Origin of the sequence: Treponema pedis (assembly GCF_017161325.1) — a bacterium.
In the GTDB taxonomy this organism is placed as follows: domain Bacteria; phylum Spirochaetota; class Spirochaetia; order Treponematales; family Treponemataceae; genus Treponema_B; species Treponema_B pedis.
In genome coordinates, this window is record NZ_CP045670.1 from 663,141 (window position 1) to 678,038 (window position 14,898).

Sequence of the window (14,898 nt, forward strand, 5' to 3'; positions counted from 1 at the left end):
ATATACGGAGCAGCTGAAGTGAATAAGGCAATTTTTATAAATAAAGCAAAAGAATTTTTTATAAAACCGCAAAACGTTATATTGCTTGTATTCGGAATTGTACTTACAATAACTACCGTTGCTCCTATCGTAACCATTTTAGCCGATACGGTAATGGTGCACCCGGGTACAATTGACGCCGCTAAAAGCGGAGGGAAAGCTATCACTTATTTTAATTGGCAAGATTTATTCACCGGTACTCTTGCCGCAAAAAATTTTTGGAAGCCCTTAACAAACACATTATTACTTGCAATCTTAAGCTGCACGGGAGCAATATTAACCGGCGGAATTTTTGCCTATCTTATTACACGCACTAATATTAAATTTAAAAAATATTTAAGTGTCGTTTTTATATTTCCGTACATAATGCCGCAATGGACATTAGCCCTTACATGGACAAACTTGTTTAAAAGTACAACCGTTACGGGCGGTTCAAACGGAATATTTGCCGAGCTGTTCGGTATAACAGTACCGGCATGGTTTGCAGAAGGCTTATTCCCTGCCTCGATTGTTTTATCCGTTCATTATGCAGCCTTTGCTTATATTTTAATAAGCGGCATATTTAAAAATATGGATTCAAATTTGGAAGAAGCGGCATTGATACTTAACACTCCGAAAATAAAAATATTCCGAAAAGTTACACTGCCTCTTTTAAGGCCTGCAATTTTATCCACAATATTGCTGGTATTCGGAAGTGCAATGGGCGGCTATCCTGTTCCGCATTATTTAAAACTTACAACCCTATCTACAAAATACATAGATTTAAAGGTTGTAAGAACGGGACAGGCAAGTATCATAGGTGTAATAATGATGCTTTTCGGAATTTTAATATTGATTATAAACAGAAGAAGTACAAAATCACGAAAAAATTACACTACAATTACAGGAAAAAGCGGACAAGTAAGTAAGGTAAATGTAGGAAAAATCGGGAAGTATTTAATACCTTCAATACTGATTGTATTTACAATATTTACAGGCATTTACCCGGTTCTTTCTTTTACTCTGGAAACATTTTTACCCAATCCCGGCGATTACAGCTTTTTAAAAACCGGCAATCTTAACCATCTCACTTTAAAATGGTGGCTTCACCATTCCGACAAAGATGTAGGACTTTACGGACAATTCGGAATTCTTTACAATTCAACCTTTTGGGCGAGTTTTAAAGGAACAATTTTTGTAGCGATTTTCTGCGCATTAATTGCGGGAACCATAGGTCTGCTGATAGGATATTCCGTAAGCAAAAACAGAAGAAGTAAATATGCAAATTATGTAAATGATACGGCATTTTTACCATACCTATTGCCGTCGCTTGCAGTAGGTATTGCCTTTTTTATCTTCGGTTCAATGTTGGGTATATACGATACATTTTTATTATTGATAATAGTTGGAACAATTAAATATATTCCGTTTTCATCGCGCAGCTCTCTTAATTCCATGCTTCAAATAAGCAATGAAATTGAAGAGGCCGCTTTAATGCAAAACATACCGTGGTATAAACGAATGACAAAAATAATTATACCCATTCAAAAAACAGCGATTTTAAGCGGATACTTATTACCCTTTATCACTTGTGTACGTGAACTTACTTTGTTTATGCTTTTATGCAGTCAGTCCAAAATAAGTACAACCATGCTGGATTACTACGATGAAATGGGGTTATATGCTTTTTCAAGCGCAATAAATTTAATACTCATTATTTTTATTTTAACAGTTAATTTTATATTAAATAAATTAACAAAATCCGGAATAGATACGGAACTTGGGAGGTAAACAATGCCGGAAATAATTTTACAAAATGTAACAAAACGATGGGGAAAATTTTACGGAGCCGATAATTTAAATTTAACTATAGAAAATAATTCCTTTGTTACCTTATTAGGGCCTTCAGGCTGCGGTAAAACCACTACATTAAGAATGATAGCCGGTCTTGAAACTCCTACTTCCGGAAAAATAATCATAGACGGAGAAACTGTTTTTGACAGTGAACGGGGAATAAATGTTCCTGCAAATAAGCGCAAAGCGGGTTTTTTATTTCAAAATTACGCGCTATGGCCTAATATGACCGTATATGAAAATATCAGCTTCGGTTTAAAAAACATAAAAGAAGAAAAGCCCGTTTATGCTTTTGAAATTAAAAACATAGATAAAATAAAAAAAATCCTTCAACAACCTGAAAAACTGATGAAAATCATTTCAGAGCAAAAAACTTCCGAAAATGAAAAAAAAGTTTTATTAAAAATTATAGATACCTTTACCGTTTCAATTTATACAGCCAAAACTTTAATGAACTTCAAATTGGAAAAAGACGGTGCCGATTTGCAGGAAAAAATAACAAAACTAACAGCGGATTTGGATTTAAAACGTCAATCCTATTTGGAAAAATATAATAAACAGCACATTAACATAAATGAAAATTACGAGCTGGTAGATGCCAATAATAAAATTTTAATTCAAAACAGAAAACTCGATAAAGAGGAAATAGATTTAATAGTAAGAAAAGTCGCCCGTATTGTAAAAATCGGAATGTTTATGGATAGATACCCAAATGAACTTTCAGGCGGACAGCAACAAAGAGTTGCAATTGCAAGAACACTTGCCCCCGGCCCTAAAGTTTTATTTATGGATGAACCTTTATCAAACCTCGACGCAAAGCTGCGACTTGAAATGCGCAGCGAGCTTCAAAGATTGCACTTAGATACCAATGCTACATTTATTTATGTTACACATGACCAATCCGAAGCAATGACACTTGCAACTAAAATATGTCTTATGGATAACGGCACAATACAACAATATAATACACCGCTTGAAATATACGAAAATCCCGTTAATTTATTTACAGCGGACTTTGTCGGAAATCCTTCAATAAATTTTATAGAAGCAAAGGGAGAATATACTTCCGACGGAAGTTTTAATCTTTTGTGCTTTGATAATATTCCCTTTATATTCAGACCTGCCAACAAGATAAACTATGATGAATGGTTTTTACATACTGAAAAAGAAATTAAAGAAATACAATATGAAGAAGATAAAAGAGCCGAATTAAACGGAAAAGAAAATAAGATTTTTCCGTTTAAATACAATATTCAAAAAGTACAAGACGATGAATTAAATACAACCGAAAATAAACCTGCCCTTAAATCGGATTTTGTTTTAGGGGTAAGACCCGAATTTATAAAAATACACGAAAACGGCTGTTTAAGCGGTTTTATATACAGTTCAATGCCCACGGGTATGGAAACAACCGTTAAAATAAAAACCGGGAATTATTTACTGACTGCCGTTGTTTTTTTAAATATTGTTTATAAAATAGGCGAAGAAATTAAATTCGATATTTTAACGGATAAAATAATGTTATTTTCCGCTTCAAGCCAGCGGCTTATATCATTAGGAAAACTCGAAAAATAATTTATCCGAACCTTACAAAATACATTCCCTTACATTTACAATATAAAATTGCAATATTAATTTTATATTGTAAATAAAATACACGGAACCGGCGGGCGTTTTATAATTATGTTCTTATAACATTGACATAAAAGACTTTCTTTTATATACTTCTATTCGTAAAGATTTAATTAAGGAGAGATAGAGTATGAATAACAACTCTTCGGTAAAGAGTTTACCTCTTGTTCCGTTTAAAGAAATGCCTTATACCCGCCCGGATATGAAGGCAATAGAAAAAAGGTTTGAAGAAGCGTTGAAAAAATTTAAAAGCGCATCTTCCGTACAAACCCAAATTGAAGCAATTGATGATGTACAAAACATTAACAGAGAATTCTCCACAATGGCTTCACTTGCATCGGTCAGATATACAATAGATACCCGCGACGAATTTTACAGCAAAGAAAACGATTTTTTCGATGAAACCGGCCCGCTGTTTTCAAAACTCTCAAATGAATTCAGCAAAGAAATGGTTAAGTCAAAATTCCGTTCCGAACTTGAAAAAGAATTCGGCCATCAAATTTTCGATTTAACGGAGCTTTCTTTAAAAGTTTTCAGTCCCGAAATTATGGAGGAATTGCAAACCGAAAACAAACTTACCAGCAAGTACAGCAAACTTATTGCATCGGCTCAAATCGAATTTCAGGGAGAAAAAAGAACACTTTCGCAACTGGCCCCCTTTATGCAAAATATGGATAGAGAGGTAAGAAAGGCTGCGGCAAAGGCTTATTACAGTTTCTTTGAAGAAAATGAAGCCGAGTTCGATTCAATTTACGATGAACTTGTAAAAATAAGAACAAAAATTGCACACAAACTCGGTTATAAAAATTTCGTTCAGCTGGGTTACGACAGATTAAGCCGTACGGAATATAATTCGGAAATGACTGCAAAATACCGAAAGCAAATTTATGAATTGATTGTGCCTATTGCCGAAAAATTACGCAAAAGACAGCAAAAACGCTTAAAACTTGACACAATGTACTATTACGATTCAGGGTTAAATTACTTAACGGGAAATGCCGTACCGCAGGGAGAACCCGATTGGATAGTAGAGCAGGCAAAAAAAATGTATGCCGAGTTATCGCCTGAAACCGATGAATTTTTTACGATGATGACAAAGTACGGTCTTATGGATTTACTTTCCACAAAGGGTAAATCAAGTGGAGGGTATTGCACGGGCTTCCCCATGTACAAGGTTCCGTTTATTTTTGCAAACTTTAATAAAACTCAACATGATGTTGAAGTTATGACTCACGAAGCTGGTCATGCCTTTCAAGCCTATCAAAGCCGAAATGCACGCTTACTCGAATACGGCTGGCCTACTCTTGAGGCATGCGAAATTCATTCTATGAGTATGGAATTTTTTACATGGCCGTGGATGGAACTTTTTTTTAAACATCAAACCGAAAAATTTAAATTTACTCATCTTTCCGGAGCCTTGGAATTTTTACCTTACGGCGCAACGGTTGACGAGTTTCAGCACTGGGTATACGAAAACCCGGAAGCAACTCCTGCGGAGCGCAAAGCGGAATGGCATAAAATCGAGTTAAAGTATAAACCCTCCATAAATTACGGTGATAATGATTATTTAAATCGCGGAGGATTTTGGATTAAACAGGGCCATATTTTTGCTTCGCCTTTCTATTATATCGACTATACTCTTGCACAAGTATGCGCATTACAATTTTGGGTAAAATCCAACAACGATAGAAAAACCGCTTGGGAAGATTATCTTAGACTATGCAAGGCGGGCGGCAGTATGCCTTTCCTGGAATTATTAAAACTTGCAAATTTAAAAAATCCGTTTGAAGAAGGCTGTATTGCCTCGGTTACCCCCGAATGTGAAAAGTGGCTTGATACGGTAGAAGATGAAAAACTTTAATACATTTAAGCTGCGGATATAACAAAAAACGGTAACTTGATATTTTAAGTTTACCGTTTTTTTAATTTATCTTTATTCTTCAGCCTTAGGGTCGGGACCGAATTCATTCTCGCCCTCCATACCCTTTTTAGCCATCAAAATAATCATCCATATCGGACCTACTATAGGAATAAGCCCTATAAATATCCAATACCATTCTTTACCTATATCATGTAATCTTCTTACCGTAACTGCAAGGGAGGGTAAAAATAAGGCTAAAGCATATAAGCTTCCAAGAATAGTCCCCGTTCCTAAAACAAAATCGATACCCGATAGCACAACTTCAAAAATCGAATTGAATAATACGAACATCCAATATTCTTTTCTTCGTGCACGGCCCTCAAATACTACATACTTTTTAAGTACATCCAAATAGTACTTCATAGTTTAAAATCTCCTTCTCCTGACAAAGTTTTAAATACAATTCCGCAAATTAATACTTTTCAGTATTATATCGCCCGCCTTTTTAAATGTCAAGAGATTAATACAAAACTTAAAAATACTTTATCATCTTTTTAAATTTTACAGTTTACCGTTTCTTTATACTCTAAAGATTTTATAAATAAAACCGAAATTGAATATAATGAAAGCTTTCACATATAAACTGTTTTTCTTTTTACTCTGTTTTTCGGTTTTGCAGGCGGAATCACACGATGTTCAAATAAATTCTTCCGAAAATTTTATGCCTTCAAAATGGAATCCTATTTTTCCTCTATATATGTTTATCGAAAATCTGCCGCCTCAAACAACGGAAAAAATTTATACCGTAAAAACAAAAAAAGAAGTCGATGATGAAATGTGTTTTGATGAATCCAAATTGCAATCCGTTTTACTGAACAACGATGTATTCGCTCTTTACGGAAAACCGAATGCCTACACAATGGGCATATTGGGAAGATACTCGGTAGAAGATTTGGAACCTATTATGAATGAATTTGTAAAAATGTACGATGAAGCAAATCGGGAAAGAGGTGTTATTCCCGCATTTTATATTATATACGGGACATGCTGGCCAGGCGGCGATATAGGTATTCTTCCTCATTCTACAATAAAAAAATACATTGAATTTGCGGCTGAAAGAGGCTGGTATGTTTATATTGACCATCAAATAGGCAAATATACGGTCGAACAGGCTATGAATGCAATTCTTCCTTTTTTAAAATATCCGAATGTTCACTTGGCTCTTGACCCTGAATGGCATACCACACAGCCGATGAAAATTATCGGCTCCGTAACCGCGGAGGAAATAAATAAAGCACAAAGTATGATGAGTACCTACATAAAGGAAAATAATATTTCCGGCAACAGAATGCTGGTAATCCATCAGTTTAATGCAATAATGATAAAAAACAGACATAATGTAAAATCGAACTATGAACGGGTTCAGCTCATTCATTGTGCGGACGGCTTCGGTTCTCCTCAATTAAAAAAAGAATCTTATGCATACAATGCCGCCGCTAAAAATATGCCGTTAAAGTCATTTAAACTTTTTTTAAAACCTACGGTTGCAGGAGCCGGATACGATTGGCCATTAATGACAGCTGAAGAGGTGTTTAAATTAAATCCGCGCCCGTATTTGGTAATGTATCAATAAAGCTAATCATTGCGTTTTTATCGTTATTATAGTATACTTCCACAATAATTTTCGGGAGAATATTTATGAACTTAATTGAAAAAACGCTAAAAAAATACGGAAGCGATTTAAACAATGTTTTCGTATTTCCCTCAAGAATAAGCGCAATGCTTTGGTTCCAAAAATCTCCGGCGGTTACCGGTCTGAAAACAATCCCGGCCGAAAATTATATTTCATGGGATAATTTTAAAGAACATAATCTTGTTTCGGACTCGGAAAATCTTACACCCGTTTCAAATACTATACGCAGTATTTTTGCAAATTATATTTGCGGTAAAAATGCCGAAGAAGCGAAAAAAGAAAAACCTCTTTTCAGTTCAATTATTCCCGCCGAATATGCGGAAAACAGTTCCGTCTTTTCCGAATGGCTTGCAGGGGTTTTACCGCAGTTGGACCATTTTGAAAAACGGTATATAAATAATATTTTTAAACTTGCAAACGATTCCGGAACAAACGACTATCTTCTTTTAAAAAAACTCTATTCGGAATTTTTAAAAGGCAACAAACTCTTTGAGCCCTCATGGCTTTCATCGAAATTTTTTCCAAAAGAAAAAAAGTATGTAATTATCTATCCCGAATTGATGGAAGACTTTTCCGAATATGCGGATTTGTTAAAATCCTGTAAAGAAATATCTTTTATACATTGCAGAGATTTTAATTCTAAAAAAAATTATGCGGATATTTATGAAAACTCGGGAAGCGAATTACACGCCGCCGTTTTACAAATAGAAAGATTGCTTTCAAACGATATTCCGCCTTCCGATATTGCGGTAAGCGTTCCGGATATTGAAAATTATTCCGCTTATATTAAAAGAGAATTTGAACTTCGCGGTATTCCTATAGAATTCCGCTCAGGCTTTAAACTCGGAAGCGAGCAGGCGGGAAAAATATTTTCCCTCATTTATAATTGCGTACAAAATAATTTTGCATTTGAGTTTATTAAACCGGTTATTTTAAATAATCATATTCCGTGGAAAGATAAAACCGGTGTTCAGGCATTGATACAATACGGTGTAAAAAACAATTGTGCCGTATCGTGGAAAGAATCTTCACAGGATATATCTTATAAAAATATTTGGATTGAATCATTTAAAACAAACTATGAAAAAACCGAAGAGGAAGTTTTTTTAAAAGAAAAGGCAAAAAATTGGTTTTATAAATTTTATTATGCCGCAAAAAAACTATGTAAATCGAAAACCTTTGAAGAATTGCAAAAAAATTATTTTATATTTAGAGAAGACTGTATAAATGTTTCCGAATTTTCCGAAAAAGACAATGCCATTTTAGGGCGCTGTCTTTCTTCCCTTAAAGAGCTTACTTCGCTGGAAAAAAAATTTAAAGATTATATGCCGAATGATAAATTAAATTTTTTTGTTTCACAGCTCGAAAAAGAAATTTATGTTCCGCAAAATACGGGCTGCGCCGTAAGCATTTTTCCGTACAGGGTTGCGGCCGGAACGCCCTTTACATATCATTTTATTTTAAATTGCAGTCAAAAACATACAAATATTATTTATAATAAACTTTCATTTTTACGTAAAGACAAACGTGAAGAATTGGGTGTTTATGAAACCGACGCATCTTCTTATTTTTTTGCAGCTTATGCCGAATCCGAAAATTGTATTTTCAGTTTTGCAGAGCAAAGTTTTTCAGGATATTTAATAATAAACGGATTTTTTGATACCGAAAATGAAGAAACGGAAAAAGAAAAAGCGGGAGAAAAATTAAACGAGTTACTGTTTTTCGACTCATTTAAAAATGAAGACAATGCCGAAAAAAAAGAAACCGTTTATAAAACGCAAAAAGAAGGAGCCGGTATTGAAAATCTTTTTAAATATACAAAAAAGTTTTCATATTTGGAAAATGAATATTCAAACAGGTCAAAAAAATTAACCGAACATATTGCAAAGACAAAATTAAAAAATAATTCTGTAAAGGTAAGTCAAAGCGATTTAAAAAAATTTTATGAATGCCCCGTTTTTTGGTTTTTAAGCAATGTACTCGCCGTATATCCCGAAGAGTATGATGCTGCGATTTTCGATTCCAGAGATATAGGAAATCTATGCCACGAAGTTTTAGAAAAATTATATAAAGAAATAAAAAAAACGGACAACTGTTTTAATAAAGAACATATAGAAACATATAAATCGATTGCGGAAAAAGAAATAGAACAAATTACCGAAAATTACGCCGATTTTCGAGGAGCATTGGCAAAACCTTTTATTCAATCTTTAAAACAGCGTATTCTTTATGCAGTTGAATTTGTTTTAAAAACCGACTCCGAACTGCTAAACGGTTATTCTCCCGATTGGATAGAAGAATGGATTGAAACCGATTGCGAAGGAATTTTATACCGCGGCAAAATCGACAGAGCGTCTTTTCCTCCCGATGAACGAAGTGCCGTTATAATAGACTATAAAACAAATTCTATGCCGGCCTTTTCTTCTTACGGAAATAAAGATGACGACGATATCGAACTTACCGATTTTCAAATACCGATGTACATATTTCTTGCAGAAACAAAACTCTTACAAAACAAAAAACAAAAAGAAGGAAACTCATTAAGCGAAATCGAACATGCATGGTTTTTAAGTTTTGTACAGCAAAAAATAAATAAAGTAGTTAACGACAATACGGTTATAGAAGTTAACCGCAAAGGCAAAGAAAAAACACGCAAAGAATTTCAATCTGTAATAGACACGTTTATTCTATATGCGGAACATTTTGCAGAATGCGTACATAATGAAAATTTTACTAAAACAAAAAACGTTACCTTTGAAAATTGTTCGGCTTGCAGTTTAAAAAACGTTTGCAGAACTGTTTATTCCGTAAAATAAAGGAAATAAAGATGAAAGATATAATAGAAAATTTACTAAACGGTTTAAATTCAAATCAAATAAATGCGGTTATGGTAGAAAACAATGCCGTAATTGCAGCGGGAGCCGGTTCAGGAAAAACAAAAGTTCTTGCTTCAAGATATGTATATTTTATAGTAGAAAAAAACATCAATGTGGAAAATATTATCGCTTTAACCTTTACCGATAAAGCTTCTGCAGAAATGCACAAACGTATTTACAATACACTAAAAAAAATAAATCATCAGAATGCCGTAAAAGCGATAGAAAAATTTCATCTTGCACGTATTTCAACCTTAGATTCATTTTGCAATTCCATTGCACGGCTTGCCTGTAAAAATTTCGGCATTTCTCCCAACTTCAAAATCGATAATGAAGAATCTAAAAATTTAGCATATAGAATCTCTCTCGATTTTTTCTTAGCACACCGCTCCGATGAAGCAATCCGGTTTTTCTTAGGCGAAAATAAAATAGATGATTTTGTAAAAAATTTATTTACAAAAATTTTAACCGAATATGTTTTTATCTCACAACCTTTAGACTTAAAAAAACATTTTAAATCTCAAACGGAAGAATACGTAAAAGCGGAAAAAAAAGCCGTAAGCGGTTATTATGAAATTTTAAACTTAATAGAAGAATCTGATAATAGCGACAACTTTATAAAAGACAGCAAAGAACTTTTAAAAGAAAATAATTACAACATCGAATCGGTTAACGATAAAAACTTTTTTGAAGTTTTAACCGTAATTAAAGAAATTTCGAGCAGCCGAAAAGGCAAAAAAGGCGGAAATGCAAAAGAAATAAAAGATACGTTAAAAGAAATTTATCAAACATTTTTTAAATATTTATAACTTTGAATATTCAAAAAAATACTTGGAAAAACTTTTTATCTTGTTGGAACAACTTCAAACCGAATATATTATACAAAAAAAACAAAACGGAATTTTAACCTTTTCCGATGTTTCACGGCTTGCCGTTGACGCTCTTATTGCCGATACGGAGCTTAGAAATTTTTATAAAAAAGACGCTCAAATAATAATGATAGACGAATTTCAGGATAACAACGGTTTACAGCGGGATTTATTGTTTTTAATTGCGGAAAAAACGGAAAGGACGGAAAAGTCGATTCCAAAGCCAGAAGAACTTTATCCGAACAAACTTTTTTTTGTAGGAGATGAAAAACAATCCATTTACGCTTTCCGCGGAGCCGATGTTTCCGTATTTAGAAAACTGGCGGAAGATATAGGTTCAAAGGAACAAATAGATTCTACAAGGCTTTTAATAAATTACAGAACCGAGCCTAAACTTATAGATTTGTTTAATATAATTTTTAATAAGATTTTTTATTCCGCCGAAAATAAATATTTAAAAAAAGACCCGAACGGCGAGGCGAAAACACCTCCTTATGAAGCGGAATATTTCCCCACACAATCCGGAGAAGCGGTAGCCGGTATTAATCCCAAAATAGAGCTTCTGTTTTTCGATAAAACCCGTTTAAAGAATATGGAAGATAAAGACATCTTCCTTTCCGCCGTTGAAACCGAAGCGTATTATATTGCAAAGCGTATTTTGGAAATATATAATTCCAAAATGTTGGTTAAAAAAGGCAGAAATGCCGCCCCATGTTCATGGAATGATTTCGCTATTTTAATGAGAGCGTCTTCACACCAAGGCGTATATGAACGTATTTTTAGAAACTTCGGAATACCGTACAAAAGCATTCAGCAAAAAGGATTATTTAATGAAGCTCCTATAAATGATATCTATGCACTGTTAAAACTTATGGTTTATCCTGCCGATATTAAAACCTATGCTCAAGTTTTACGCTCTCCTTTTGTAAATGTTGATGACGATGCCTTTGCAGATTTACTTTTAAATTTTAAAACCGCATTTGATTCCGGTCTTATACAAAACTTAACGGAAGGAAATAAAGCCGCTTACAACAACGGCTGTAATTTATTTGAAAGATTAAAACAAAAAGCTCTTCTTATGAATTGCGCAGAATTGGTTACATATATTTGGTACAATGAAGGATATAGATATTTTCTTTTAAGTAAAAAAGAAAATGTTCATTATTTGGAGTTATATGATTATCTTTTTGAACTTGCACATCAAGCCGATTTAAAAGGATTAACTCTATCTCAATTTGTAGATTTACTTTCAAAATATATTGAAAACAATCAAAAACTCGATGATATGGAAATTCCTCTTGAAAAAAATCAAAGTGAGGTTTCATTTTTAACCGTGCACAAAAGTAAGGGATTGGAATTCCCTATTGTAATTATTCCGGATTGCGGAAATAAGGGGAAAAGCACAATCAAAGACGGTCTTGTGTTCTATAATGAAATTTTCGGCATTGTAATTTATCCTCCTCAAATACACAACTTACCGTTTCAGAAAAATATGATTTTTGAATCTCTTAGAGAAGAAGAAAACAATAAACTGATTGCGGAAACAAAAAGACTTTTATATGTTGCAATGACACGCGCCGAAAGTTATTTAATTATGAGCTCTGCGGATACGACAAGTGAAGATAATGAAGAAGAAAACAAAACATCGGAACCCGTTACCGATAAACCCAGGACCTTAGCTGAAATAAAAAACATAATTAAGCAGACTGAAAACCCTACACGAAAAAGTTTTTTTCAACTGCTTTTACCTGCCTTGCCTGATGAGCACAGCGATATTATTTTTAAAGAAATATTACCTCAAGAAAGAAGTATATTAAATAAAGATATAAAAACACCTCAGAGCGGAAAAATCAACTTCGCGGAACTTTATAAAAATTCTAAAGTTAAGGAATTTAAACTTGCAAAAAATAAAATTATTGCCGCAACAAAACTTGCAAAAACGGAATTTAAACCTTCTGAAGACAAAGCATATTCTTTTACCGTAAAAAATACCGAGTTATCCGACATACAAAATTCCGAGACTTCCGAGTTTACGGCAGCTCAGCTCGGAACAATTGCACACACGGCAATTGAAGCACGGCTTTTAAATAAAGAATTCATTTATCCTGAAAATACCGAAAAGAAAATAAAAAAATGGATAGAAAATTTTTTCACTTCCGAAATTTATCAACTTGCATTGAATGCCGAAAAAATAAAATCGGAATACGCCTTTTTAACGGAATATGACGGACAAATCGTAAGCGGGCAAATCGACTTAATTTTTAAAACAGCCGATATTGTTTATATCATCGATTATAAAACCGATGAAATTGAAAATCCTGACCGGCATAAAGGTCAGCTTTCAATTTACAAAAAAGCTGCAAAAGATTTGGTTTACGAATATGGAGACCTTTCTACGGTAAAAGCATATATTTTCTATTTAAAAACAGGTCATTATTTTGAAATATAATACGAGCGTAAAGAAAATAATTTTTAAGTTAATTTTAAAATTTACCGATAATAGTTATGATGGCGTCTGTTTACCGGCAATACGAAAACTCAAATTTCTCTGTTTTGGCAAACTCTCTTTTACGAGGAGAATTCCTATACGGTATTAAATTATTTGCCGTTCAGCAAAGTTTTATGAGCGAGCAGGGAGCCGTCTTACGAATGAGGGTCTCTCTTGCATGTATTGAAGCCGGAGCGGTTGTAATAGATGCGTATGTTCAAGTAGACGGAAATATATCTTATCTTTTCGTTTTATGCTCATCATTTTTATCGCCCGATATTTTTTCAAAAACCGTAACGGCAATACTGCCGCAAGCTGAAATCGACTGCTTTTATAAAAATCAGGCTGAAACATACTTAATGACATCTTCGGAACAGCATCTGACTCAAAAGCCGATACCTTTTTTTGCGGAAAGCAATATCAACTCGGACGCAAACAACCTGTTAATTTCGCTTTTAATCGAATATAAGGCAATCTTACTGGATAATAAAAAAACGGGACTTTTAGCGGCCTGTTTGCAAAATAAAAACCGAAGCCTTTTAGCGGAAGCTATAGAAATACGCAAATACTCTTCTGCCGATTTAAATTTGAATATTATGCTTTTTCAAAAAGACGGTCTTATACTGGCATTACCCGTTTTTCAAATAAAGAAAATAGATAAAGATGTTTTTCAAAAAAAATATATTCAAATCTTACCCGAATACGGCGGAGAAAAAATATATGTTGAAGATATTTTTCTTTTAAAAAAGATAGATTTATCTAAAGCTTCATTTTTAAAAAAAATAGACAAAGGAATTTACGAAATAGAAATACAAAGTATTCCAGGAAAATTTAAATTTAATTTTGTAGTTCCCATGTTAATGAAACGTACAAAACATTCCGAACTGTAAATAATAAATAACTTTGAACTCTTGTATAATTAATAAAAATACTATACAATTCAATTTATGATAAAAATAGAATCTCTCGGATTTAAATATCCCAATACGGAAAAGCTTGTTTTAAAAAATATCAATTTGGCAGCCGATTCAGGTGAATACATTTCGATTGTCGGAGAAAACGGCTGCGGTAAAAGCACGCTCATAAAACTTATCTTAAAATTAATCAATCCTTCAAAGGGTACCGTTAAAATAGAAACAAACCGTATAGGTTATTTACCGCAAAAAAAAGAAAATTTAAATGATTTTCCGATTACAGTATTTGAAGTTTTGGATTCATACAGACGTATTTTAAAAATAAAAGATAAGACCTGCATACACGAACTTCTTAAAACCGTAAACTTGATTGAATACAAAAACGCCAGAGCTGGAGAACTTTCAGGCGGACAACTTCAAAAACTTTATATTGCACGGGCTATGATAGGAAATCCCGAGCTTTTAATTTTAGATGAACCGTCAACGGGAATCGATGTAAACGGACAAAAAGAAATTTATTCTTTTGTAAAAAAATTAAATACCGAATACGGTTTAACCGTTCTTTCGGTTGATCATAATTTAGATGCGGCTATTTTAATTCCACTAAAATATTCCATATAAAAAACGGTGAAGGTCATTTATGCAACCCGAAACAATATACGTCGGAATTCTTTAATCCCAATTTTATAAATT

At 33.4% G+C, this 14,898-nt stretch carries 10 protein-coding genes; 9 read left to right on the forward strand and 1 reads right to left on the reverse strand.

Annotated features, from left to right (window positions below; translation table 11 throughout):
* Window positions 1-18: 18 nt before the first annotated feature.
* The 3 genes from DYQ05_RS02930 (at window position 19) to DYQ05_RS02940 (ending at window position 5,365) form a co-directional block, all read left to right on the forward strand.
* Entirely contained in the window at window positions 19-1,809 is a 1,791-nt protein-coding gene (locus tag DYQ05_RS02930; protein ID WP_252723487.1) for an ABC transporter permease, read from the forward strand.
* Window positions 1,810-1,812: 3 nt separating this feature from the next.
* The gene (locus DYQ05_RS02935) at window positions 1,813-3,447 is read left to right on the forward strand and encodes an ABC transporter ATP-binding protein (RefSeq protein ID WP_206183803.1); all 1,635 of its coding nucleotides are present in this window, start codon (window positions 1,813-1,815) and stop codon (window positions 3,445-3,447) included.
* A 187-nt stretch (window positions 3,448-3,634) separates the two neighbouring features.
* The gene (locus tag DYQ05_RS02940; RefSeq protein ID WP_206183804.1) at window positions 3,635-5,365 is read left to right on the forward strand and encodes a M3 family oligoendopeptidase; all 1,731 of its coding nucleotides are present in this window, start codon (window positions 3,635-3,637) and stop codon (window positions 5,363-5,365) included.
* 72 nt (window positions 5,366-5,437) lie between these two features.
* Here the strand turns inward: DYQ05_RS02940 and DYQ05_RS02945 are convergent, their stop codons facing one another.
* Window positions 5,438-5,788: a DUF805 domain-containing protein gene (locus DYQ05_RS02945; protein ID WP_024467595.1), complete on the reverse strand. Its 351-nt coding sequence runs from the start codon at window positions 5,786-5,788 to the stop codon at window positions 5,438-5,440.
* Window positions 5,789-5,987: 199 nt separating this feature from the next.
* Between DYQ05_RS02945 and DYQ05_RS02950 the strand changes: the two genes are divergently transcribed.
* From DYQ05_RS02950 to DYQ05_RS02970, 6 genes are all read left to right on the forward strand, one after another.
* A complete protein-coding gene (locus DYQ05_RS02950) occupies window positions 5,988-6,998 on the forward strand; it encodes a hypothetical protein (RefSeq protein ID WP_194076148.1) in 1,011 nt (336 codons plus the stop codon).
* Window positions 6,999-7,063: 65 nt separating this feature from the next.
* On the forward strand, window positions 7,064-9,874 hold the full coding sequence (locus DYQ05_RS02955; RefSeq protein WP_206183805.1) for a PD-(D/E)XK nuclease family protein: 2,811 nt from the start codon (window positions 7,064-7,066) through the stop codon (window positions 9,872-9,874).
* Between the two features lie 11 nt (window positions 9,875-9,885).
* The gene (locus tag DYQ05_RS13580; RefSeq protein WP_252723488.1) at window positions 9,886-10,743 is read left to right on the forward strand and encodes a UvrD-helicase domain-containing protein; all 858 of its coding nucleotides are present in this window, start codon (window positions 9,886-9,888) and stop codon (window positions 10,741-10,743) included.
* Window positions 10,744-10,786: 43 nt separating this feature from the next.
* Window positions 10,787-13,252, forward strand: coding sequence for a UvrD-helicase domain-containing protein (locus DYQ05_RS02960; protein WP_252723489.1), 2,466 nt, complete (start codon window positions 10,787-10,789; stop codon window positions 13,250-13,252).
* A 56-nt stretch (window positions 13,253-13,308) separates the two neighbouring features.
* The gene (locus DYQ05_RS02965) at window positions 13,309-14,181 is read left to right on the forward strand and encodes a hypothetical protein (protein ID WP_020964418.1); all 873 of its coding nucleotides are present in this window, start codon (window positions 13,309-13,311) and stop codon (window positions 14,179-14,181) included.
* 57 nt (window positions 14,182-14,238) lie between these two features.
* On the forward strand, window positions 14,239-14,826 hold the full coding sequence (locus DYQ05_RS02970; RefSeq protein ID WP_252723490.1) for a metal ABC transporter ATP-binding protein: 588 nt from the start codon (window positions 14,239-14,241) through the stop codon (window positions 14,824-14,826).
* Window positions 14,827-14,898 lie beyond the last annotated feature (72 nt).